The organism is Alkalicoccus daliensis (assembly GCF_900103955.1).
Lineage (GTDB): Bacteria > Bacillota > Bacilli > Bacillales > Salisediminibacteriaceae > Alkalicoccus > Alkalicoccus daliensis.
On the sequence record NZ_FNIL01000001.1, the window covers coordinates 163897 to 186239 of the forward strand.

The following is a 22343-nucleotide window of genomic DNA, read 5'->3' on the forward strand; positions in this document are numbered from 1 at the left end:
TCTTACGAGCATAAGGCATGTTTAACATCAAATATAGGGACAGGACAAAAAATTGAAAACAGGTTATTTGAAGTAGAGGAGGGAGTAAGGTGCTGAAGCAGGTTTTCATATTTATTTTCCAGCTGTGTCTTTTATGGTCAATTTATTATGCAGGAGTATTATTGAGCCATCAGTTTAATTTAATTTTACCTGGTAATGTTACAGGTATGGTGATGTTATTTATATTATTATATTTCAAAATTTTACCATTTAAATGGGTTGAAAAAACAGGGACTTTTGCAGTGAAACACCTTGGCTTGTTATTCATACCTTTTTGCGCTGGAGTAGTTTTACTGGATGGAATTACCGGCCAATCACTCTTGCTTTTATTAATGATTATTACTTTGAGTACCATAATTGGAATTTTAACAGCAGGTAAATCTTTTCAATGGTTACATAAGAAAGGTGAAGTGTGATGATTTTTCTTTATCTTAGTATCACGCTGATTTCATATATTATCGCAAAAAAGATGTACAAACTGTATCCACATCCTTTTCTTACACCGGTATTAACCGGGACTTGTTTCGTGCTGGTAGTTATATATAGTTTGAATTTAAGTATGGCAGATTACGCTATCGTAGAATTGATAGCCGGAGAGCTTTTGGGACCGGCTACGGTCGCACTTGCAATTCCTGTGTATAAACATCGCTCGCTGATAGCAGCACATGTAAAAGAAATGGCATGCGGTATTTTCGCAGGAGTTTCTGCTGCTTTATTTTTCAGTTTAATCAGCATATCCCTTTATAATTTTACCACTGGAATAGCTACTGCATTGCTTGTAAAAACAACCACTGTACCTATTGCTTTGGAACTGACAGCTATGCAGGGGGGAGATGTCTCATTAACAGTGTTAACTGTAATGTCGACAGGAGTGATAGGGGCAGTATTCGGACCGAAAATACTCAGTTTTTTTAATATCTATCATGCTGTGGCAAGAGGAACAGCAATAGGATCAATCGCACATGGGATAGGGACTGCTCATATTGTACAGGAAGGAGAACTCGAAGGGGCTTCCTCGGCTGTAGCAATGGCAGCAGCTGGAGTGTCGCTTTCAATTTTACTAGGTATAATGCATTAAAAAAACTCCTGCCAGCGCAGGAGTTTAAAATTATGTATGGTGTCCCGTACTGGATTTGAACCAGTGACCCCTTGCCTGTCAAGCAAGTGCTCTCCCGCTGAGCTAACGGAACAATATGTAATGATGCATAGGCGACAAATTATATATTACCTTCTTGCAATAATTTTGTCAAACGCACCATACTATTCATCATATGTGTAACGGACTACATACCTCTCATCCTTAAGTTTACGGATTTCTACAAGGGGACCTACTTCATAACCATTGATCCAGTTATCTTCGATTTTAGCTTTTGTACAGCTCGCCTGAAATTTAGTAGGGAAAATTTGTTTGAAATAAATCCATCTTGGTCTTGCCATCAGCTTGTCACCTCATCAGCAGGATAAAAATCACTTCTAAAAGAATAGCACCAGCAGTGGGAATAATCAAGCAGTTAGAAAATCACCTTATAACCCTCTCTTGGAATTACTGAGAGCGGTATAAGGTGAATTTATTTGCTTCGTATAAATTAAACTTCTCTTCCATTCTACAGGTGTAACGCTCTTATAACATCATTAGATCTTAACTGAGTCAAGAAATTAAGAAAAGATATAACATACAATTTTATGCCATTCTTTCTTCCTGGTCCCGGTGTTCAATTTCTTTTTGGTCCATGTCCTCTTCCCGGTCTCTGAGACGGTGGGCTAGTCTGCTGGAAGCATTTGCTGCAATACTGCATACCAGATCGTCGAGAAAAGTATGAACTTCACCGGAAGATTTTGAGTCTAATTTCTTTATAATTCCAATTTTTTCTTTGTCCAGATAACCAAATGTGGTAACTGCAATACTTCCGTATCCAAAAACAGAACCTAGAGCAATTGTTTCATCTACGCCGAACAATCCTTCGTCGGAATCGACAATTGACTGCAGTGGCTCCGAAAGCTGGTTTTTTTCAGCGAGTTTATCAAGTTCAATCCCAACAAGCACTGCATGTTGGATTTCACGCTTTTCCAATACGGCATCAACACTTTCGGTACAATCTTCCCGGGTAAGAGTATCGCTGTACTGAGACTGCATCTGAAAAACAATATCAGAAATATCTTCTATTTCAACTCCGCGTTCTTTTAATAAATCCCTTGCAGCTTTTTCAACGACATGGGACTTAATAGGTTCTTTATTAGGCATGAGTATCACTCCTTTAATACGTATCTTAACATATTCTCCTATTAATTAAATTTTCCTGCTGAATCATATAATTTCTATCCTTTGAAAGGAATTTTGTAAAACTTGCCGAAATGTATTATGATAAAATCACTTAAAGCAGTTATTAGGGAGGTTGATGATGAATGAAATATGGGATTGCAGTTTTTCCTTCAAAAAAGCTTCAGGATATAGCAAATTCTTACCGGAAACGATATGACACTAAATACTCTATGGTACCTCCGCACCTGACGATTAAAGATCCATTTGAAATTAAAGAAGGTGAATTGGATAATATTGTAAAAGAAATCCAGAAAGCGGCGGATAAGAGTAAACCATTTCAACTGAAAGTACTTCGGTACAGCAGCTTTTATCCTGTGACAAATACGTTATATATGAAAGTCGCAGAAAATAAAGAATTGAAAGCACTGCAGGAAAAATTGAATTCAGGACTGCTCCAAAAAGAACGAGAGCACCCTTTTGTGCCGCATATTACGATTGGACAGGAAATGAATTATGATGAGCTGTCCGATGTATTTGGAAGATTGAAACTCGAATCAATTGAGCACGAGGAAACTATTGACCGTTTTTCACTATTGTATCAACTTGAAAATGGAGCCTGGACGGTTTACGAAACATTTTTACTTGGAGAACGCGAATAGTGATTATTGTCAAAAAGGCAGTAACTGAAAGTACATTAAAAGATGTATATCAGGTAAGGCGGACAGTGTTTATAGAAGAACAAGGGGTGCCTGCTTCCATAGAGATAGATGAAAGGGAGGAGGAAGCTGTTCATTTTATATTATATGAGGACGGAATTCCAAGCGGTGCTGCCAGGCTGAGGGTTGTTCACGGGGCCGGAAAAGCAGAACGTGTCTGCATACTCCTTAGTAAAAGAGGCAGAGGACTAGGAAGACATTTGATGAAAGCTATGGAAGAAGAGGCCGAATCTCAAGGACTGGAATTCCTGAAATTAAATGCGCAAGTCCAGGCAGAACCTTTTTACCTTCAGATAGGGTACGAAGTTATTTCTGAAGAACCATTTTTAGATGCTGGGATAAAACACGTAACGATGCAGAAAAAACTATAAATTGTTTACGGCAGTTTTCTTTTATAGGAAAACTGCCGTCAGCGTGTTATAAAGTATGGAATTTTTTATATTAATTATAATATGCTATGTATAAGGTTCTCCTTCGTTTTCTGACGGAACTTTGCCTGCTCGTCTTCAGCTATTTTTTTCTCTACTTTTGGCAGAAGAAAAGGTCATCAGACTACGCTTAAATTCCGATGTCGCCGCCGGACGCTATGTAAAAAAGTTATGTTCGACGAAAAAGTTTTCCTGTTTCTGCGGTTTCGAATAAAAGTAATTGTTTCCCTTATTTATGCTGCAGGCGCAGAAGGGCGACTCCGAAAGGAGATAGAACGATTCGAAGATCCACCTGCCAAAGGCAGGTTAGCTGAGAGAGTTCCCTTCGGAAAGCGCCCTTCGGAGACAAAAGCATAAAATCGTATACTTATACAGAAAAATCACTTTCTCAACAGCCTGATGGCAGTTTTCTTTTATAGGAAAACTGCCGTTTTTGTCTTTTACTAATGAAAGTTAGAAAAATGTATATTTCCCGACCTGGTGCTGGTAATTCGTTTTGATTGAAGCTCTGGATTCAGGATAAATTAATGTCTTCCGTAACCTTTTTCCTGTAAAAACTGCTTCATATGTGCCCGCTTAACAGAAGAAAGCATTCCTGTGATCTGCTCTGTCCAGCGCTGGTTTCTATTCCCGGCTGTTCTCTTGTTATAATATTCACTTACAATGCTGTTATACTTTTCAAGCTGTGCGATGTGCTGGGAATCATCAGGATATTTATCTTCGAAATAAACCCCCTCTAAAGGAAGTCGCGGCTTAGTTTCAGTTTGCGCAGCCGGTACCCCCACACATAATCCGAATAAAGGTATGACGTGGTCGGGCAGTTCCAGAAGTTCAGATACTGTTTTAATATTGTTGCGGAGTCCACCTATATAACAAATTCCATAGCCGAGAGATTCGGCAGCTAATGCGCAGTTCTGGGCAGCAAGAGAAGCATCTGTGATGCCTACTATCATTTTTTCGGTAGACTCAATTGCAGGTATAACTTCAGTTCCTTCCTGCTTTCCTGCAATATTATGACGGTGAAAATCTGCACAAAAAATAAATAAATGCCCATTTTCCGCTACATATGGCTGATTTCCTGCTAATTCTGCTAATTTATTTTTCTTCGACTGCTCTTTAATACCAATAATGGAATACGCCTGAATATAGCTTGAAGTCGAAGCCATTTGAGCAGCCTCCACTAAAGTTTCAATTGTTTTTTCTGAAAGTTTTTCCGGCGTGAACTTTCTTACAGAACGGTGCGCGAGTATTGTCTCGATCATAGAATTCACATGATAACATCCTTTCCTGATAGTATCTTTCATATTGTAGCATTTGTGTGAAAATGCATCGACAATTCTTTCTTTTTCAAGTGGGATTTGTCATAATGAAATGAAAAGTAAATTAAGGGTGTGGATGAAAGTGGAATTTTTAAAGAAAGCTATTATACTCGTCTTATTAATTGCAGCCGGTGGATTGGTTATCGCTTTTTCTATTCTATCCGTGCTTTCTGTGATGGAAACATTGTAAAGAATAATTTTCCGATTTTAACCAGGAGTGGATATAATCACAGGAATAAATAAAGCTTATATAAAGACAGGTTCAATTACGCAAAGCAGAAATAAAAAGGACCAGAGAGGAAAATGCCTTTCTCTCTGGTCCTTTGTAATTTACCTGGAAAAGCATCGAGTTAAGTGGAAACTTAGTTGTCAGCAGTATTAAAGCTGACCTTCCCGGAAGCGTCTTAAGTCACGCTTATCTCCGATCATTATAAGGATATCCCCTGCATTCAGGGGAGCAGAAGGATCTGGTGTCACATCAACTTTTCCTGCTCTTTTGATCGCAATAATGGTGCATCCGAAATTCTTACGGGGATCGAGGTCTACTAATGTTTTCCCGGCGACTTTTTTAGTTGCAAGCATTTCTATAATACTGTAGTCAGCAGAAAGATCTATATAATCCAGAACCGTATCTGAAGTAAGGTAAGCGGCAATTCTGCTTCCCATTTCTTTTTCAGGATGAAAGATTCGGTCTGCTCCAATTTTTTCTAATACTTTGTGGTGGTAATCATTCTGCGCTTTTACCCATACATTCGGGACATTGTGATCTTTAATATGAAGGGTGGTAAGAATACTTGCCTGAATATCGTCCCCAATAGCAATAATTACATGATCGAAGTTTCTTATTCCGATTTGTTCAAGCAGATTTTCATCGGTGCCGTTGCCTACAAAAGTCTGCGTAGCTAAGCCGCGTACCGCTTCTACTTTTTTCTCATCTGTATCAATTGCAAATACTTCATGCCCCATATGGTAAAGCTCTTTGCAGATACTGGATCCAAAGCGGCCCAGTCCGATGATAGCGAATTGTTTTCTCATAGGTATATACCTTCTTTTCTTCTTCATAGAATGTTGTCAGCAGAGAAAATTATAGCATTTACACTCCTGAATTTTCAAGGTAGACTAAAATCATAAAGCTTGCGACAAAAGCTTTTAAACAATCACGTGGAGAAATAATGAAGGAGGTTCTTTCATGATTGTTGTACCGATTGATGGATCAAATCATTCTTTAAATGCATTGGAATATGCAGTCAAAGCGGCTGAAAGTTTTCGGGAAAAAATTTTACTTGTAAATGTACAGCAGGTGAAAGATAGAAACTTCTATATCGATTCTCCTAAAATGAAGCCTTCTGATAAGGTATTGGAGAAAGAAGGAGAAACTGCTTTGCAGAAAGCTGTAGACTTTCTTGAAAGCAAGGTAGAATACGATACAAAAATTAGGATTGGTGTACCATCTATTGAGATTGCAAATGAAGCTCGCGATCAAAACGCCAGTGCTATCATCATGGGTTCAAGAGGAAACGGTCCAGTAGTAAGTCAGATACTCGGCAGCGTTAGTTATGGGGTCCTTCATTTATCCTCTTGTCCAGTTACGATAGTTCCCGGACGTGAATGACTTAAAGAGGTGAAAAGGCAGGATGATTGAGGATATTCCAGAAGTGGTAGAAGAAATTCAAAGAGCATTTACCTGGCATGATTTTGGAATTGCTATCGGTATATTTCTCTTATTTCTTTTATTTCGTAAAATTTTTACAAAATACTTATTTAAATTTATTTTAGCAGTGTCGAAGAAAACGCCGGTGGAAATATTAACGAATATTCTGCTGGCTTTTGAACGGCCGATTCGTTCATTCTTTATTTTTATCGGTTTATTTGTAGCTGTAAACTATTTTCCTTTAGATTCATCGGTAGAATTGTTTATGCTGAGAGTTTTCAGAACCCTGGTAATATTTCATATAGCCTGGGGATTATTTATTTTAACGTCTGAAAATTCCCGGATTTTTACTCAGGTAGGCAAGAAACTCAACATACAGTTTGATGATATTCTGCTTCCATTTGTATCGAAATTAATCAGGTTTGCGATCGTGGTGATGGCATTAAGTGTTATCGCATCTGAATGGCAGTACAATGTGAGCGGATTTGTTGCAGGGCTGGGTCTCGGAGGTCTTGCTTTTGCACTGGCTGCGCAGGAATCCCTTAGTAATTTTTTCGGCGGCGTCGTTATAATTACGGAAAAGCCATTTAAGCTCGGTGACTGGATTAAAACTCCGTCTGTAGAAGGGTTTGTGGAGGATATTTCCTTTAGAAGTACGAAAATAAGAACTTTTGAAGATTCTGTGGTGATTATTCCCAATGCGACGCTTGCGAACGAGCCCATTGAAAACTGGACCAAGATGGGGAAGCGGCAGATTACATTTGATGTAAATATTTTATATTCTACTCCTTCTTATAAAATTAAAAGGTGCGTAGAAAGATTTGAAAAAATGCTCTATGAAAATGAGAGTGTGGATAATGAATTAATCATAGTAAAGTTTAATACATTCAGTGACAGCAGCCTGGATATATTTCTGTATTTCTTTACCATTCCCACTGGATGGGTGGAGCACATGAAAGTAAAAGAAGAGATTAACTTTAGAGTGCTTCAGATCTTAGAAGAAGAAGAAGTCTCGATCGCTTATCCGACAAGGACACTTCATATGTCGAAAGAGTTGGAAGAACATAAAGTTTAAGCAGGGAGAGGAAGTCATTCATGAGATATGTATCATTAGAGAATGTACAGCAGGGAGAGAAATTGGGGAAGCAGATATTATCTAATGATGGCAGAATTATGCTTAGTAAAGGCGTGCAGTTAACTGTTGGATTAATTTCCAAGCTCAGAGCAATGGGTGTGTCCGCACTCTTTATTGAGGATACAAGGTTTGATGATATTGTAATTGAAGAGGTAGTATCAGAAACTACAAAGCGTGAAACTATGAAGACGCTTGCTAATTCGGTGCAATTTCTGCAACAGGACAAACCTCTTAATGGAGAAGAAATTAGTAATTCAGTAGATTCGATTATTGAAGAAATCATGGGAAATCATGAAGTATTAATGTCGATCACAGATATTCGAACGAAAGAAAATGAAATATTTGTTCATCTGCTGAATGTATGTATATTGTCTACGATGATCGGAGTAAAGTTAAACCTAAACAGAGAAAGAATTCAGGAGCTGGCTATTGGAGCAATACTGCATGATATTGGTAAGTTAATTGATCGGGTTCCATTAAAAGATATTCCTTCTGGGTACTCCGGTGGGGAAGAAGAGTTAAAACACCACTCCTGGAAAGGGTTCAATGTGTTAAGGAAATCCAGCGATATAAGCACTCTTTCTGCACATATTGCTCTTGCCCACCATGAATATGTAGATGGCTCTGGCCTTCCACGCGGAATGCAGGGGGAAGACATACATTTCTTAGCTAAAATCGTTGCTGTGACCAATGACTATGATCGGTTGATTACGCATTCTGATCCAGCAGAAAAGATGTTTCCCCATGAAGCTGGGGAATACATAATGAGCTTAACAGGCAAAAGATATGATCATAATGTAGTTTGGCGATTTTTACGTTCTATTGCTTTTTATCCGAATGGTACACAGGTTAAATTATCAACAAATCAGGTAGGGGTAGTTACAGGGCAGCACAAAGGCCTTCCCCAGCGCCCGATCATCCGAGTGTATGATGGGGATGAAGAAAGCTTTACTTTTGAAGAAGTGGATCTGGCAGTAGAAACTACCGTATTTATTTCAAAAGTCTATGATTAGATAAATGGCTTTTGCTTTTTGAAGTATACACCAATATGATAGAATAGATACTTAATTGATTTCAGGAGGATGATGAGAAATGAAACAAATGGATGCAAATGAAATTATTCAGTACATTTCCGATGCAGAAAAATCTACACCGGTAAAAGTACATATTAAAGGTGAGCTGGAAGGAATTGATTTTGGGGCAGATACCAAATCTTTCATCCAGGGAAACACAGGAGTGTTGTTTGGAGAGTGGGCACAGATCCAAGAAGCGCTTCAGCAGAATGAAAGTAAAATTGAGGATTTTGTAATTGAAAATGACCGCCGCAACTCTGCGATACCTTTATTGGATATGAAAAATATTCATGCGAGAATTGAACCTGGAGCACTTATTCGTGAGCAGGTGGAAATTGGAGATTCTGCAGTAATTATGATGGGAGCTTCCATCAACATCGGTTCTGTTGTTGGAGAGGGTACAATGATTGATATGAACGTTGTACTTGGCGGCAGAGCTACCGTAGGGAAAAATTGCCATATTGGTGCCGGGGCAGTGCTGGCAGGAGTGATCGAACCACCGTCTGCAAAGCCTGTAGTAGTTGAAGATGGAGTGGTAATCGGGGCAAATGCAGTTGTACTCGAAGGTGTAACCGTAGGTGAAGGCGCTGTAGTGGCAGCTGGGGCTATTGTTACAGAAGATGTGCCTCCAAATACGGTAGTAGCAGGAACACCTGCCCGGGTAATTAAAGAGATAGATGATCAGACAAAAGGAAAGACAGAAATCAAACAGGAATTAAGAAAGCTGAAGAAATAAAATGAACAATATTTTAAACAGTGAGCGTCTGGCGACCCGTCGCCGGGCGCTTCATCAAATTCCAGAGGCTGGTTTTCAAGAATTTAAAACGCAGGAGTTTCTTTTGGAAATTTTTAAAAACTGCCCGCAGCAGCATTTAACGATTGAGACATGGAAAACTGGGATTTTTGTGTTTGTTGCGGGGAGCAGTCCGCGCAAAACAATTGGTTACAGAGCAGATATGGATGGACTTCCGATGAAAGAGGAAACGGGTTTTCCGTTTTCATCTGTACATGAGGGCATGATGCATGCATGTGGACATGATTTTCATATGACAATAGGAACTGCTTTGATCGAATATTTTGCTGTTAATCAACCAGTCCATAATCTTGTGTTCTTTTTCCAGCCTGCAGAAGAAGGGCCTGGTGGAGCAGAGCCAATGATGGCTGCCTCTCAGTTTAAATCCTTTTATCCAGACGAAATTTATGCGCTTCATATTGCACCGGAGTATCCGGTAGGTACCATTGCTACAAAACCGGAAATACTTTTTGCAAATACAAGTGAACTGTTTGTAGATTTTCAGGGAAAAGGGGGACATGCCGCTTTTCCTCACACTACGGAGGATATGGTCGTAGCTGCCAGCCATTTTGTAACTCAGCTGCAGACGATTGTAGCAAGAAATGTCTCTCCGCTTGATTCTGCTGTTGTAACGATTGGCAAAATTGAAGCAGGGACCAAGCAGAATATTATTGCTGAAAATGCAAGAGCGGAAGGTACCATCCGGACTCTTTCCATGGAGGCAATGCAGGAAGTAAAATCCCGGATTGAAGATATTGCAAAAGGGATTGAAACTTCGTTTCGATGCAGGACTTCTATTGATTATGGAGCAAATTACTGTCAGGTATATAACGATGCAGCGCTAACAAAAGAATTTATTAGTTATGCTGAAAAAAGTAATACTGTAAATTTAGAAATCTGTGATAAAGCAATGACAGGAGAAGACTTTGGATATTTTCTAGAAAAAGTACCTGGTGTTATGTTCTGGCTGGGTGTTAACAGCGAGCACGGACTTCACTCTAATAAATTAAACCCGGAAGAAGATGCGCTGCTTCCTGCAGTAAAATGGCTGATAGAATGGCTCGAGTACAGAGCGTCATAATAGGAAAGTCTGTGTACTGGGGCTGATTATTAAATCAAGCTCCAGCAGCCACTGCACCCCCTATTTAGAAAGCGGGGGTGCAGTGAACTTTTATTTTTGCAGAATAAAAGCAGCTCCCGTGAACTTTGGCGGGAGCTGCTTTTGTTAACTGGATGTGCCACCAGCATTTTTTTAATTATTTTCCTCTTTTGAGATATTCACCTGATGCGGGAAAGGAATTTCAATTCCATGAAGATCAAAAGCTTCTTTAATATCTTTTCTAAGCCTTCGTTCGATCCTCCACTGTTCCATATTAGCAGTTTTCGCAATTACCCTGATAACCACATCACTATCTTCAAGTCCCTGCACACCGAGCACGTCAGGCCCTTCTATGATCGCTTCCTCTTCCTGGGCTGCACGGTCGCAGACGTCCTGCATTACTTTTACAGCTTTATCAATATTTTCGTCATAACTGATACCAATATCGACAAGCGCCTGCATATTAGAGCGGGAATGGTTACTTAGGCTGCTGATTTCCCTGTTGGGAATATAATGAACCGTTCCATCAAATCCGCGAAGTCTTGTAGTTCTGAGCCCTACTTCTTCCACAATTCCATCCAGTCCGGCAAGGGTGACATATTCCTCTACATCAATCTGCTTCTCTAATAATATGAAAAACCCTGTTACCACATCGCTTACGAGTCCTTGTGCACCGAAGCCGATTGCAAGCCCTATGATACCTGCACCAGCAATAAGCGGAGCAATATCATATTCAAATACTCCTACAATTAATGTGATAACAATAAATATAAGTACATATGAAAAAACATTAAGGGCCAGTTTTTCCAGTGTTTTTGAACGGCCGGGGGTTATATTGCGCTGCCGTCCCATTTTTGTAAAGCTTGTTTCAATAAACTTTTTACCGATAGCACGTATAATAACAAATGCAATCAGTATGCCAATTAACTGAAGAGAGACAGTAACAGCTTTTGTTCCAATTTCCTCCCAGTTAACGGCGATCATCCAATCAGGCATGAGTGTTGCTCCTTTCAAGTATATAGTTACACACTTTCAAAGTTTATCATATAGTGATCACAGCGGGAACCGGGGAAATTAGTTTTAAGATTGAAAGTAAGAATCCGCTCAGTTATGATTGAATGAGGGAAAGGAGGCAGGTGTCCTTGCGCACCTTCTTAATACTATGAAAAAACAATTTGCAGTTATTGGTTTAGGCCGGTTTGGTGGAAGTATTGTAAAAGAATTGAATGATCAGGGAATGGAAGTTCTGGCAATAGACAGAAATGAAGAAAAAGTTAACGAATTTGCTTCCGTTGCAACACATGCGGTAATGGCCGATACAACGGATGAAAACACACTTCGAAGTTTAGGCATCAGAAATTTCGATCACGTTATTGTTGCTATCGGAGATAATATACAATCGAGCATTTTAACGACATTGATGCTGGTAGAGTTGAAAGTGGCCCATATTACCGTAAAAGCTCAAAATGATTATCATGAGAAAGTTTTAAATAAGTTGGGTGCTCATAAAGTTGTGCATCCGGAGAGAGATATGGGGATTAGAATTGCTCATAATATTGTTTCCAAAAATGTACTGGATTATCTTGAACTGTCAGACGAATATAGTATTGTAGAATTGATAGCTGGCAGGAGAGTTCATAATTATTCTTTAACAGAACTTGATCTTCGGGCAAAATATGGGTGTAACATAATGGCAATAAAAAGAGAAGAAAATATTGATGTTTCCCCCGCAGCGGAGGAAAAAATAAATAGTGGAGATATTTTAATTGTTATAGGAGCAGATAGTGACATTACCAGGATGGAACAGGATCTTTTTGATGATGATACAGAATAAAAAAATGCACCGGCACTTAAAGCCGATGCATTTTTCTATTTATACTTCCATAATGATTGGAAGGATCATTGGTTTACGCTTTGTTTTTTCATACAGGAAAGGACCCAACGTATCAGAAATGGAATTTTTAATTTCAGACCACTGTGTAGTTTTGGAGCCCATCATCTGTTGAAGGTGTGCATGCAGTTTTCGCTGCGCTTCATTGATTAAATCACTGGATTCACGCATATATACAAATCCTCGGGAAATAATATCCGGTCCGGAAGCTACCTTGAAATCTTTCATGTTAAGACTGACTACTACCACGACAAGTCCCTCTTCTGAAAGAATTCGACGGTCCCGAAGTACAATATTACCAATATCCCCAATTCCATTGCCATCCACATATATAGAGCCGGCTGGCACTTTACCTGCTGGCGCAGCTTCTGTTTTATCCATAGCAAGCACATCGCCTATATCCATGACAAAACAGTTTTCTTCAGGAACACCGCAGTCCTGCGCCATATCAGCATGCATCTTTAACATCCGGTATTCACCGTGGATCGGCATGAAATACTTTGGCTTCATCAGGCGAAGCATTAATTTCTGCTCTTCCTGACTGCCGTGACCGGACGTATGAATGTCATTTAAAGGACCGTGAATTACTTCTGCACCGGCGCGGAAAAGCTGATTTATAATTTTACTTACACTCAGTGTGTTTCCTGGAATAGGCGAAGAAGAAAATACGACGGTATCTCCAGGGATAACTTGAATCTGCCTGTGTGTACCGTGAGCAATTCTTGAGAGTGCCGCCATTGGTTCGCCCTGGCTTCCTGTGCATAAAATTAATACTTGATCCGCAGGTATTTTATTCAGCTGTGAAGACTCAATGAAAGTGCTGTCTGGTGCTTTAATATAACCAAGCTCCCGGCCGATGGTAATAGCATTCTCCATGCTGCGTCCAAAAACAGCAACCTTTCTGCGGTATTTAACTGCAGATTCAACGGCCTGCTGAAGCCTGTAAATATTTGAAGCGAAGGTAGCAAATATAATTCGGCCGTCTACTTTGCGGAAAATAGCTTCTATACTTTCTCCAACTTTTCTTTCGGACATTGTAAATCCAGGGACTTCTGCATTCGTACTGTCTGATAATAAACACAGCACGCCTTCTTCACCAATTTTAGCCATTTTAGAAAGGTTTGCCGGTTCACCTACGGGTGTAAAATCAAACTTGAAATCGCCTGTTTGTACAATATTGCCGGAAGGTGTTTTTACAACTACACCATACGCATCAGGTATGCTGTGTGTAGTCTGGAAGAAAGAAACAGATGTTTTTTGGAATTTTATTACACTATCTTCATTTACTTCATGAAGTTCTGCAGTTCGAAGAAGACCATGCTCTTCCAATTTTTTGCGGATAAGGGCAAGGGCTAGTTTTCCGCCATAAATAGGAACATTTATAGCCTTTAGAAGATAAGGGACACCACCTATATGATCTTCATGCCCGTGTGTGATAAACACACCCTTTATTTTATCAGCATTTTTAACGAGATACGTATAGTCTGGAATGACATAGTCTATTCCGAGCAGCTCGTCTTCCGGAAATTTAATTCCAGAATCAATTACAATAATTTCATCTTGAAATTGTACTGCATACATATTTTTACCGATTTCTCCTAGACCCCCGAGAGAGAAAACAGCAACTTGATGATTTTTAACTTTCATTACTTCAAGTTCTCCACTTCAAAATCCACATTTGATTCTTTTTCATAAGCAAGGGCTTTTTCAGAAAGCGGGGTCACAAATTCAATATTGTATGCACGTTCTTTCAATCCTTTGCGGACTTCTTCCTCTGTTTCAGCTTCTACATACAAAGTATGCGTATTTTCACGTACAGGTACTTCAGTTAAATTTTCCTGATAATAAACTTTAAATATCATTAATAATCCTCTCCTTTTGTCTATCAATTACTGCATCATTATAAATAGGTTTTAAAGTCCGTTATTATTTCAAATCTACCAAGCAGACGCTTGCGGAAAACCTACGACATGATATTGATCATGCTTCCGGCTGTTAGGCTCTCCTATTCTGCAGTCAGCTGCTTCGAAATCCGTTCTCTCCACCTTTTCCATATTTTAAACCTTCCGCTGCTGCAATTCAAGGTTGATGTTTTTACCAAAGTCAATTTTAAGCTGAGATGGAAGCTGTTTTTCATGGAAATGAAAAATTCTCCCTAAAGAATTTTAGGGAGAAACAGACTAAATAATTGTCTCGTTTTCAGAACGGGGAATTACAGATTGTGCAGGCAGGGCCTGTTTTAAATCGTCTTCATAATCCTCAATTCTGTCATAAAACATAATTCCATTTAAATGATCAAGCTCATGCTGCACTACTATCGCTTCGTATCCACGAAAACGAAAGATATTTTTTTCTTCGTGCTCATTATAAGCTTCCACTTTTATTCTTGCATATCTTGGAACTATTCCTTCCACGGGTCTGTCTACTGATAAACAACCTTCGCCTGATTCAAGGTATGCCGTTTCCTGGGAATGACTTACGAGTTTTGGGTTTATCAGAAGAAGTTCCTTTGGTTCGTCATTATCATTGAAAGTTCTTACAGCTATGATCTGCTTAGAAACATTTATTTGGGGAGCAGCCAGGCCAACCCCGGGTCTTAATTCTAACTCTTCTGCTTTTTCAGGGTCCTGACTGTTTCTTAAAAATTCCATCATAGAATGCAAGGTCTTTAAATTTTTATCCGACAAAGGAAGCTCCACCTGCTCTGCTTTTTTTCTTAAAGTCGGATGTCCTTCTCTTATAATGTCCTTCATTGTAATCATATATTCGGCTCCTCTCTTAATTTTGTGAATCAATTACATAGATTCAATGGTATAACTGTTTCTCCATAAAGGGAATGAACTAAATTACATTCTGATTTTTGACTCCTGTGAAAACAGCCTTTTATGTTGAATGTTCTGCCTTGGATAAATACCTGACGGAAGTCCAGTGCAGGTAATCTTCACCTTAGAAAGTATCAATATCAAAGGTTACTATCTTCAAATACAAAGCGATAAAAAGCTTTCAAGGCAGAACCCGCTGATTTTCATTTCTCTCCTCTTTAAAATCTAACAAATCTCCAGTAAGAGAGTTCTTAAAAGTATGTTAAAATTTTTTGAGAAGAAGGTAGAACGAAATAGGTTCACTATGTAATTATTTTAATTTAGTTAAGATAATATTATCAACAATCAGCTTTCCTACTATGTTATTCTATCTATGTACCGGGAAATTAACAAGAAATACTTGTAAATGTTCAAAAAATAAGGTAATTTTGTAGTGAGTGAACAATATTAGGAGGGCTATTTTTGAAGAATACATATAGGTTGTCAGCATCATTGCTCATGCTGTTTGTTTTTACAGCTTGCAATGGAGAAAATGCATCAGAACAAATATTTGAGGAGTGGGAAGAAGCTGTTCAAATTGAATTGGAAATAGAATCTTTACAGGATCCGTTAGCAGAAAATGAACAGACAGAGTCTGAACTTTATTCAGAAATGCTTGAGCTTTCAGAAGTGGAAGATATTGAGCCTCTTTCAGAGGAAGCGGTAGCATCTGCTGAAGAGAGAAGAGAGTTAATGAACGAAGAAAAAAGTATCGTAGACGAAGCTTACGAACAGTTTGAGAATTCTACTACCCATATTGAAAATATTGAAGAGGAAGAAGAACGTCAGGCTGCTGAAGAAGTGGTTTCTACCATGGATGAACGATATGATGCATATAATGCATTATATGATCAGTATATTGTTTCAATTGATAACGACATTGAACTTTATGAAATGATTGCAAACGAGCAGGTGGAAGTAGAGGAACTACAGGAGCAGCATGAAGTAGTGAATGAATCATATCAGACGATTTCGGACTTGAATGCGGAATTCAATGAGAAAACTGATGAATTTAATGAGGAAAAAATGAACTTTTATAACACTGCGGATTTAAATGTAGACGCGCAATAAACAAAAAAACAGCTGATATCAGCTGTTTTTTTGTTTATATGGAAACATTTTTATATTTGAATACGAAGATTGAAAAGCGGGTATAGGAAAAGGTCATAGTATTAACTTGAAAAACAGAGGCGGGTTTTGGTATAACAGAAGAATAAATCTATTAACACAGTTATAGTTTAATTGTGAAGGCATTAACAAGTGCAAAATAGAAGATCTTCATATGCAAGAAGAGTAAAAGCGTTGACGAATATTATTTTGTTCGTGTAAACTAGGAAGAGTGAAGGCAGGGTTGTATTAATGCTATTCAATGTTAACTATGTTACAGAGCAAGATTCCTCTTACTTAATTGCTTGAAATGAAGAAGGCATAGAGTAGCAGGGAGCTTGTAAAATAAAAATGATGAGGTGAATCTTTTCATGAAAAAAACGAAAGAGCTTCAAAAAGTAGAAGAGCAGTTTGAAATGTTTCAGATTCTCGATGAAAAAGGTAAGGTCGTAAATAAAGATGCATTACCAGAGTTATCTGATGAGGAATTGAAAGAAATGATGACCCGTATGGTTTATACCCGTATCTGGGATCAGCGTGCAATTTCTTTAAACCGTCAGGGACGACTCGGTTTCTATGCACCAGTAGCTGGACAGGAAGCTTCCATGATCGGTTCTCAATTTGCACTTGATAAAAAAGACTGGATTTTACCCGGTTATCGTGATATCCCGCAGATTTATTACCATGGGCTGCCGCTGCATCAGGCATTTTTGTGGTCGAGAGGACATTTCCACGGCGGACAGGTTCCTGAAGGCGTGAGAATTATGCTTCCACAGATTATTATTGGCGCGCAGATTACTCAGACTGCCGGTGTAGCTATGGGTCTTAAAAAAGATGGAGAAAAGCAGGTTGCTATTACCTATACTGGTGACGGCGGTGCTTCTCAGGGTGACTTCTACGAAGGCATGAATTTCGCAGGGGCGTACAACCTTCCTGCAGTATTTATCGTCCAGAATAACCGATTTGCGATCTCAGTACCTGTAGAGCAGCAGTCAGCAGCAGCTACAATCGCTCAAAAAGCAGTAGCAGCTGGTATCCATGGGCAGCAGGTGGACGGCATGGACATCCTGGCTGTGTATGCAGCTACAAAAGAAGCAAGAGAAAGAGGTATAGATGGAGATGGTCCATCATTACTTGAATTCTTAACTTACCGTTACGGTCCTCACACAATGGCTGGGGATGACCCGACCCGTTATCGTACTTCCGAAGAGGACGACGAGTGGGAGAAAAAAGATCCTATCGTCAGATTCCGTAAGTTTCTGGAAGATAAAAAACTTTGGTCTGAAGAAGACGAAGATAAAGTAGTAGAAAAGGCGAAGGAAGATATTAAAGCTGCAATTAAAGAGGCAGACAGTGCTCCAAAGCAGAAAGTTACTGACCTCATTGACATTGCTTATTCTGATGAAGAGCCTCATAACCTTAAAGAGCAGCGTGAATACTACGAGAAGAAGGAGTCGAAGTAAGCTATGGCCCAAATGACGATGATTCAAGCAATTACAGATGCAATGCGTAATGAATTAAAGAATGATGACAGAGTTTTAGTTTATGGAGAAGATGTAGGTAAAAACGGGGGAGTATTCCGGGCAACCGAGGGTCTTCAGAAAGAATTCGGTGAAGACCGTGTATTTGATACTCCTTTAGCTGAATCGGGAATTGGTGGTCTGGCACACGGGTTAAGCCTTACAGGTCATCGTTCTGTTATGGAACTTCAATTCTTTGGCTTCGTGTTTGAGGCTTTTGATTCTATTGCAGGCCAGATGGCAAGACTTCACAATCGTTCCGGCGGTGTTTACAATGCACCGGTTACAATCCGTTCCCCATTTGGCGGAGGAGTGAAGACGCCGGAAATGCATGCTGACAGCCTGGAAGGACTTATGGCGCAGACTCCTGGACTGAAAGTAGTTATCCCTTCCAATCCTTACGACGCAAAAGGTCTTCTTATATCTGCAATCAGAGATAACGACCCAGTAATTTTCCTTGAGCACATGAAGCTTTACCGTTCTTTCCGGGATGAAGTTCCTGAAGAAGAATACACTGTACCCCTTGGGAAAGCTGATGTTAAGCGGGAAGGTACTGATATTACAATTATTGCTTATGGTGCAATGGTACAGGCTTCAATGAAAGCTGCGGAGCAGCTTGAAAAGGATGGCGTATCAGCAGAAGTGATTGATCTGCGTACTATCAGCCCGCTGGATATCGACTGTATTGTTGATTCAGTGAAGAAAACGAATCGTGCAGTTATGGTTCAGGAAGCGCAGAAGCAGGCTGGTATTGCTTCAACAGTTGTAGCAGAAATTAATGACCGTGCTATTCTCAGCCTGGAAGCTCCAGTAGGACGGGTAACTGCTCCTGACACTATTTTCCCGTTTGCTTCAGCAGAAGATACTTGGCTGCCTAATGAAAAAGACATCGTAGCTAAAGCGAAAGAAATTATCGAATTTTAAACTTGATTCAGAATAGGAGGAGAGCCTGATAGCAGAGCTGCTCCTCTTTCTCTCATAGAATATTTTAAGAAACGGAGGCATATACATGGCTTATGAATTTAAACTCCCGGATATCGGGGAAGGAATTCACGAAGGTGAAATTGTTAAATGGGAAGTAAAAGAAGGTGACGAGGTTCAGGAAGACGATGTGCTTTGTGAAGTTCAAAATGATAAAGCAGTAGTTGAAATTCCTTCACCTGTAGAAGGAACTATTAAAAAGCTTCACGTTGATGAAGGTGTAGTAACTACAGTAGGAACAGTAATTATTACGTTTGAAACAGATGCTGAACCACCGGAAGAAGAGGAAGAGCAGGAAGATAACGAACTTGAAGAAAAAGCAGAAGAAAAACAGGAAAAAGTGGAAGATAAGCAGGACGATAAAAAAGAAGAGCCTTCTGCAGAAGAAGATACAGATGAAAATGCACGGGTAATTGCCATGCCTTCTGTTCGCAAATATGCTCGTGAACAAGACGTGAATATCCGCCAGGTAAAAGGCTCTGGCAAAAACGGACGCGTACTCCGTGAAGATGTTGATGCATTTAAATCAGGTGATCAGCCTGCAGCATCCACAGAAGAATCTTCTGAAGAAAAAGAAAGTGCAGCTGAAAAGCAGCCTGTTTCATCCTACGAGCCTGCAGAAGGACAATCAGAAACCCGCGAGAAAATGTCAGGCATGCGTAAAGCAATTGCTAAAGCGATGGTGAATTCCAAGCAGACTGCTCCGCACGTAACTCTTATGGATGAGATTGATGTAACAGCACTGGTTGCACACCGTAAGCAGTTTAAGCCGGTAGCTGAAGAAAAAGGAATTAAACTTACGTACCTTCCTTATGTGGTTAAAGCTCTTACAAGCGCAGTTCGGGAATTCCCGGCATTAAACACTTCATTAGATGATTCTACGGAAGAAATTGTGCATAAGCATTATTACAATATCGGTATTGCAGCTGATACTGAAAAAGGACTTCTTGTTCCAGTAGTTAAAAATACTGACCGTAAGTCTATCTTCAAAATTTCAGATGAAATTAACGAACTTGCAGGGAAAGCCCGGGATGGAAAGCTTTCTTCTGAAGAAATGAAAGGTGCTTCTACAACAATTACAAATATCGGTTCTGCAGGTGGTCAGTGGTTTACACCAGTTATTAACCATCCGGAAGTTGCGATACTTGGTTTAGGCCGTATTGCGGAAAAGCCAGTGGTAAGAGATGGCGAAGTTGTGATTGCTCCAGTTTTAGCCTTGTCATTAAGCTTTGATCATCGTATCATTGATGGTGCGACTGCACAGCACGCACTGAATCATATCAAGCGTCTGTTAAACGATCCACAATTACTTGTAATGGAGGGATAGTACATGGTAGTAGGAGATTTTCCAGTTGAAGTAGATACGCTCATTATTGGGTCAGGCCCTGGAGGCTATGTAGCAGCAATCCGCGCTGCACAGCTGGGTCAAAAAGTAACAATTGTTGAAAGAGATTATGTCGGCGGTGTTTGTTTAAATGTCGGCTGTATTCCTTCAAAAGCGCTAATTGAAGCAGGTCACCGATATCACAACGCAACGAACTCTGATGATATGGGTATTTCTGTAGGAGATGTGAAGCTGGACTTCACAAAAGTACAGGAATGGAAAGGTTCTGTTGTCGATAAGCTTACTGGAGGAGTTGAAGGACTTCTTAAAGGGAACAATGTAGAACTTGTCCGTGGAGAAGCTTATTTCATGGACGACTCTACTGCTAAAATTATGGACGATAAAAGTTCTCAGACTTACAAGTTTAACAACTGTATTATTGCAACAGGTTCTCGTCCAATTGAACTTCCAAAATTCAAATTCATTGAAGGAAAAGTAATGTCTTCCACCGGAGCTCTAAAGCTTGATAAAGTTCCTGAAAAAATGCTCGTTATCGGCGGAGGATATATCGGTGTGGAACTTGGATCTGCTTACGCCGATCTTGGTGCTGAAGTAACTATTCTGGAAGGTACAAAACAAATTCTTCCAGGCTTCGAAAAGCAGATGAGCCAGCTGGTATCAAAGCGTCTTAAAAATAAAGGCGTGACGATTAAAACAGAAGCTTTTGCGCAGGAAATGGAAGAAACAGATAACGGGGTAAAAGTTACTGCAGAAATTAAAGGAAAAAATGAAGACTTTGAAGCTGACGTACTTCTGGTGACAGTTGGACGCAAGCCGAATACAGATGAGCTTGGTCTTGAGCAGGCTGGTATTGAAGTAGACGACAAGGGATTAGTTAAGATTGACAAACAGTGCCGTACTTCTGCTTCCAATATCTATGCGATTGGAGACATTGTGCAGGGTCCTGCGTTGGCGCATAAAGCATCTTATGAAGCTAAGGTAGCAGCAGAAGCTATATCCGGACAGCCAACAGAGATCGATTATACTGCGATTCCTGAAGTTGTTTTCTCCGGGCCTGAACTAGCACAGGTAGGACTTACAGAAGCTCAGGCTAAGGATGAGGGATATGATGTAGTTGCTTCTAAATTCCCATTCCAGGCAAATGGCCGTGCCTTATCTCTGAATGACTCAGAAGGCTTTATGAAGATGGTTACACGTAAAGAAGATGGTCTTGTACTTGGAGTACAGATTGCCGGTCACAATGCTTCTGACATGATCTCAGAAGCCTGTGTAGCGATTGAAGCAGGTATGACTGCGGAAGATCTTGCGTTAACTATTCATGCACATCCATCCTTAGGTGAAATCACGATGGAAACTGCAGAAGTTGCAATTGGTCATCCGGTTCATATCGTTAAATAAATGAGTTCACTCTTTGAAATCAGCCATCTTCGCTATTAGTGGAGGTGGCTGATTTAATTTCTCAACAAAAATCCCGGTATTTTCAGTTGTTAGTCTGAAAATACCGGGGTTTATTTTATTACTATATACAATAAATATTACAAGCTGGGATGAAATCGCTGCATCCCCATCTATTATTGAATTTAAGAAAGATGCTTAAAATTAATTATATCTTTTACTGGAAGTAAGAAGATCTTCCGCTAAAACTTTATTCTTAATCTCATCTTTAATTACGGTGTAATCATTAGAGCCTTCCAACCGAAGCTGCACTTCTTCACCATCAAGTATAATCATAGCTGGAAAATCAGTTACTTCATAATACTGCATCAGCTGATGGTCAGTTTCGTCCACAGCATGCACCTTACTTAATGCATCCGGATACTCCTGCTGAAAATCCAAAAGAGCATCATAATATGCATGATGATCAGCTGGTTCGCTTTCTGCGTTTTCAGTGAAAAGTAAAGTAACGAGTTCTTCCTCATTATTAAGATAAGGATATTTTGAACTTAAATTATCATGCTGACAGCTTGGAAGCATCATCCAAAAAAACATGAGAGGGATTATTAACCCTTTATTCAACGCTTCCACTCCTTTCCTTAACTTAATCTTTCCTAATCCTAGCATAAGAGCAGCTGGATAAGTGATTTGTAATCAAACTGTTACCTAAAGGTTACCTGATTGAGACAGC

General features: G+C 39.6%; 24 protein-coding genes and 1 tRNA gene. 15 read left to right on the top strand and 10 right to left on the bottom strand.

Annotation, left to right across the window (positions count from 1 at the left end; all coding sequences use genetic code 11):
• Positions 1–89 precede the first annotated feature (89 nt).
• Positions 90–455 (top strand): CidA/LrgA family protein, encoded by a 366-nt coding sequence (locus BLP92_RS00850; protein WP_090839651.1) that lies wholly within the window; start codon positions 90–92, stop codon positions 453–455.
• Positions 455–1117 carry an LrgB family protein gene (locus BLP92_RS00855; RefSeq protein WP_090839653.1) on the top strand — a complete coding sequence of 221 codons (663 nt, stop codon included), beginning with the start codon at positions 455–457 and terminating at the stop codon, positions 1115–1117. The genes BLP92_RS00850 and BLP92_RS00855 overlap by 1 nt, the downstream gene beginning before the upstream one ends.
• Before the next feature lie 37 nt (positions 1118–1154).
• Here the strand turns inward: BLP92_RS00855 and BLP92_RS00860 are convergent.
• From BLP92_RS00860 to BLP92_RS00865, 3 genes are all read right to left on the bottom strand, one after another.
• Positions 1155–1229: transfer RNA gene (locus BLP92_RS00860), tRNA-Val, on the bottom strand.
• Positions 1230–1299: 70 nt separating this feature from the next.
• On the bottom strand, positions 1300–1476 hold the full coding sequence (locus BLP92_RS17925; RefSeq protein WP_175444138.1) for a hypothetical protein: 177 nt from the start codon (positions 1474–1476) through the stop codon (positions 1300–1302).
• Between the two features lie 244 nt (positions 1477–1720).
• Positions 1721–2281 (bottom strand): phosphatidylglycerophosphatase A family protein, encoded by a 561-nt coding sequence (locus tag BLP92_RS00865; protein WP_090839655.1) that lies wholly within the window; start codon positions 2279–2281, stop codon positions 1721–1723.
• A gap of 161 nt (positions 2282–2442) precedes the next feature.
• Between BLP92_RS00865 and BLP92_RS00870 the strand changes: the two genes are divergently transcribed.
• Both BLP92_RS00870 and BLP92_RS00875 read left to right on the top strand, forming a co-directional pair.
• Positions 2443–2958 (top strand): YjcG family protein, encoded by a 516-nt coding sequence (locus tag BLP92_RS00870; RefSeq protein WP_090839657.1) that lies wholly within the window; start codon positions 2443–2445, stop codon positions 2956–2958.
• On the top strand, positions 2958–3386 hold the full coding sequence (locus BLP92_RS00875) for a GNAT family N-acetyltransferase (RefSeq protein WP_425284391.1): 429 nt from the start codon (positions 2958–2960) through the stop codon (positions 3384–3386). The genes BLP92_RS00870 and BLP92_RS00875 overlap by 1 nt, the downstream gene beginning before the upstream one ends.
• 581 nt (positions 3387–3967) lie before the next feature.
• On the opposite strand, the gene nfsA is transcribed toward BLP92_RS00875, so the two are convergent.
• Complete coding sequence (gene nfsA / locus BLP92_RS00880; RefSeq protein WP_090839659.1) at positions 3968–4714, bottom strand: oxygen-insensitive NADPH nitroreductase; 747 nt, start codon at positions 4712–4714, stop codon at positions 3968–3970.
• A gap of 426 nt (positions 4715–5140) precedes the next feature.
• Positions 5141–5797, bottom strand: coding sequence for a potassium channel family protein (locus BLP92_RS00885; protein ID WP_090839661.1), 657 nt, complete (start codon positions 5795–5797; stop codon positions 5141–5143).
• A gap of 154 nt (positions 5798–5951) precedes the next feature.
• Here BLP92_RS00885 and BLP92_RS00890 point away from each other — a divergent pair, with 154 nt between their 5' ends.
• The 5 genes from BLP92_RS00890 (at position 5952) to BLP92_RS00910 (ending at position 10495) form a co-directional block, all read left to right on the top strand.
• The gene (locus tag BLP92_RS00890; RefSeq protein ID WP_090839663.1) at positions 5952–6374 is read left to right on the top strand and encodes a universal stress protein; all 423 of its coding nucleotides are present in this window, start codon (positions 5952–5954) and stop codon (positions 6372–6374) included.
• Between the two features lie 22 nt (positions 6375–6396).
• Complete coding sequence (locus tag BLP92_RS00895) at positions 6397–7488, top strand: mechanosensitive ion channel family protein (protein ID WP_090839665.1); 1092 nt, start codon at positions 6397–6399, stop codon at positions 7486–7488.
• Positions 7489–7508: 20 nt separating this feature from the next.
• Positions 7509–8561, top strand: a complete 1053-nt coding sequence (locus BLP92_RS00900) for an HD-GYP domain-containing protein (RefSeq protein ID WP_090839667.1) — start codon at positions 7509–7511, stop codon at positions 8559–8561.
• 79 nt (positions 8562–8640) lie between these two features.
• Positions 8641–9357, top strand: coding sequence for a 2,3,4,5-tetrahydropyridine-2,6-dicarboxylate N-acetyltransferase (gene dapD / locus BLP92_RS00905; protein ID WP_090839669.1), 717 nt, complete (start codon positions 8641–8643; stop codon positions 9355–9357).
• A 1-nt stretch (position 9358) separates the two neighbouring features.
• A complete protein-coding gene (locus tag BLP92_RS00910) occupies positions 9359–10495 on the top strand; it encodes an N-acetyldiaminopimelate deacetylase (protein ID WP_090839671.1) in 1137 nt (378 codons plus the stop codon).
• Between the two features lie 171 nt (positions 10496–10666).
• On the opposite strand, the gene BLP92_RS00915 is transcribed toward BLP92_RS00910, so the two are convergent.
• A complete protein-coding gene (locus BLP92_RS00915; protein WP_090839673.1) occupies positions 10667–11509 on the bottom strand; it encodes a mechanosensitive ion channel family protein in 843 nt (280 codons plus the stop codon).
• 166 nt (positions 11510–11675) lie between these two features.
• Between BLP92_RS00915 and BLP92_RS00920 the strand changes: the two genes are divergently transcribed.
• Positions 11676–12347 carry a potassium channel family protein gene (locus BLP92_RS00920; RefSeq protein WP_090839675.1) on the top strand — a complete coding sequence of 224 codons (672 nt, stop codon included), beginning with the start codon at positions 11676–11678 and terminating at the stop codon, positions 12345–12347.
• Positions 12348–12386: 39 nt separating this feature from the next.
• Here the strand turns inward: BLP92_RS00920 and rnjA are convergent, their stop codons facing one another.
• The 3 genes from rnjA to def all read right to left on the bottom strand — a co-directional run bounded on the left by rnjA (position 12387) and on the right by def (position 15166).
• A complete protein-coding gene (rnjA, locus tag BLP92_RS00925) occupies positions 12387–14051 on the bottom strand; it encodes a ribonuclease J1 (protein WP_090839677.1) in 1665 nt (554 codons plus the stop codon).
• A complete protein-coding gene (locus tag BLP92_RS00930) occupies positions 14051–14266 on the bottom strand; it encodes a DNA-dependent RNA polymerase subunit epsilon (RefSeq protein ID WP_090839679.1) in 216 nt (71 codons plus the stop codon). The genes rnjA and BLP92_RS00930 overlap by 1 nt, the downstream gene beginning before the upstream one ends.
• Positions 14267–14584: 318 nt before the next feature.
• Positions 14585–15166 (bottom strand): peptide deformylase, encoded by a 582-nt coding sequence (gene def, locus BLP92_RS00935; protein ID WP_090839681.1) that lies wholly within the window; start codon positions 15164–15166, stop codon positions 14585–14587.
• Between the two features lie 522 nt (positions 15167–15688).
• Here def and BLP92_RS00940 point away from each other — a divergent pair.
• The 5 genes from BLP92_RS00940 (at position 15689) to lpdA (ending at position 21616) form a co-directional block, all read left to right on the top strand.
• Positions 15689–16336, top strand: coding sequence for a YkyA family protein (locus BLP92_RS00940; RefSeq protein WP_139148905.1), 648 nt, complete (start codon positions 15689–15691; stop codon positions 16334–16336).
• 407 nt (positions 16337–16743) lie between these two features.
• On the top strand, positions 16744–17835 hold the full coding sequence (gene pdhA, locus BLP92_RS00945; RefSeq protein ID WP_090839685.1) for a pyruvate dehydrogenase (acetyl-transferring) E1 component subunit alpha: 1092 nt from the start codon (positions 16744–16746) through the stop codon (positions 17833–17835).
• 3 nt (positions 17836–17838) lie between these two features.
• Entirely contained in the window at positions 17839–18816 is a 978-nt protein-coding gene (locus BLP92_RS00950) for an alpha-ketoacid dehydrogenase subunit beta (RefSeq protein WP_090839686.1), read from the top strand.
• Positions 18817–18901: 85 nt separating this feature from the next.
• Positions 18902–20200 carry a dihydrolipoamide acetyltransferase family protein gene (locus BLP92_RS00955; RefSeq protein WP_090839689.1) on the top strand — a complete coding sequence of 433 codons (1299 nt, stop codon included), beginning with the start codon at positions 18902–18904 and terminating at the stop codon, positions 20198–20200.
• Between the two features lie 3 nt (positions 20201–20203).
• Positions 20204–21616 (top strand): dihydrolipoyl dehydrogenase, encoded by a 1413-nt coding sequence (gene lpdA, locus BLP92_RS00960; RefSeq protein ID WP_090839691.1) that lies wholly within the window; start codon positions 20204–20206, stop codon positions 21614–21616.
• Positions 21617–21817: 201 nt separating this feature from the next.
• Here the strand turns inward: lpdA and BLP92_RS00965 are convergent, their stop codons facing one another.
• Positions 21818–22234 (bottom strand): hypothetical protein, encoded by a 417-nt coding sequence (locus BLP92_RS00965; RefSeq protein WP_090839693.1) that lies wholly within the window; start codon positions 22232–22234, stop codon positions 21818–21820.
• Positions 22235–22343: the final 109 nt, after the last annotated feature.

What these genes read in the sequence shown, in the direction of transcription:
- BLP92_RS00915 (WP_090839673.1), bottom strand. Translation starts at nt 11,509, where the DNA reads ATGCCTGATTGGATGATCGCCGTTAACTGGGAGGAAATTGGAACAAAA.
- BLP92_RS00865 (WP_090839655.1), bottom strand. Translation starts at nt 2,281, where the DNA reads ATGCCTAATAAAGAACCTATTAAGTCCCATGTCGTTGAAAAAGCTGCA.
- BLP92_RS00900 (WP_090839667.1), top strand. Translation starts at nt 7,509, where the DNA reads ATGAGATATGTATCATTAGAGAATGTACAGCAGGGAGAGAAATTGGGG.
- BLP92_RS00895 (WP_090839665.1), top strand. Translation starts at nt 6,397, where the DNA reads ATGATTGAGGATATTCCAGAAGTGGTAGAAGAAATTCAAAGAGCATTT.
- pdhA (WP_090839685.1), top strand. Translation starts at nt 16,744, where the DNA reads ATGAAAAAAACGAAAGAGCTTCAAAAAGTAGAAGAGCAGTTTGAAATG.
- BLP92_RS00920 (WP_090839675.1), top strand. Translation starts at nt 11,676, where the DNA reads ATGAAAAAACAATTTGCAGTTATTGGTTTAGGCCGGTTTGGTGGAAGT.
- BLP92_RS00910 (WP_090839671.1), top strand. Translation starts at nt 9,359, where the DNA reads ATGAACAATATTTTAAACAGTGAGCGTCTGGCGACCCGTCGCCGGGCG.
- rnjA (WP_090839677.1), bottom strand. Translation starts at nt 14,051, where the DNA reads ATGAAAGTTAAAAATCATCAAGTTGCTGTTTTCTCTCTCGGGGGTCTA.
- BLP92_RS00930 (WP_090839679.1), bottom strand. Translation starts at nt 14,266, where the DNA reads ATGATATTTAAAGTTTATTATCAGGAAAATTTAACTGAAGTACCTGTA.
- BLP92_RS00955 (WP_090839689.1), top strand. Translation starts at nt 18,902, where the DNA reads ATGGCTTATGAATTTAAACTCCCGGATATCGGGGAAGGAATTCACGAA.
- BLP92_RS00855 (WP_090839653.1), top strand. Translation starts at nt 455, where the DNA reads ATGATTTTTCTTTATCTTAGTATCACGCTGATTTCATATATTATCGCA.
- BLP92_RS00950 (WP_090839686.1), top strand. Translation starts at nt 17,839, where the DNA reads ATGGCCCAAATGACGATGATTCAAGCAATTACAGATGCAATGCGTAAT.
- BLP92_RS00885 (WP_090839661.1), bottom strand. Translation starts at nt 5,797, where the DNA reads ATGAGAAAACAATTCGCTATCATCGGACTGGGCCGCTTTGGATCCAGT.
- BLP92_RS17925 (WP_175444138.1), bottom strand. Translation starts at nt 1,476, where the DNA reads ATGGCAAGACCAAGATGGATTTATTTCAAACAAATTTTCCCTACTAAA.
- BLP92_RS00890 (WP_090839663.1), top strand. Translation starts at nt 5,952, where the DNA reads ATGATTGTTGTACCGATTGATGGATCAAATCATTCTTTAAATGCATTG.
- dapD (WP_090839669.1), top strand. Translation starts at nt 8,641, where the DNA reads ATGAAACAAATGGATGCAAATGAAATTATTCAGTACATTTCCGATGCA.
- lpdA (WP_090839691.1), top strand. Translation starts at nt 20,204, where the DNA reads ATGGTAGTAGGAGATTTTCCAGTTGAAGTAGATACGCTCATTATTGGG.
- BLP92_RS00870 (WP_090839657.1), top strand. Translation starts at nt 2,443, where the DNA reads ATGAAATATGGGATTGCAGTTTTTCCTTCAAAAAAGCTTCAGGATATA.
- def (WP_090839681.1), bottom strand. Translation starts at nt 15,166, where the DNA reads ATGATTACAATGAAGGACATTATAAGAGAAGGACATCCGACTTTAAGA.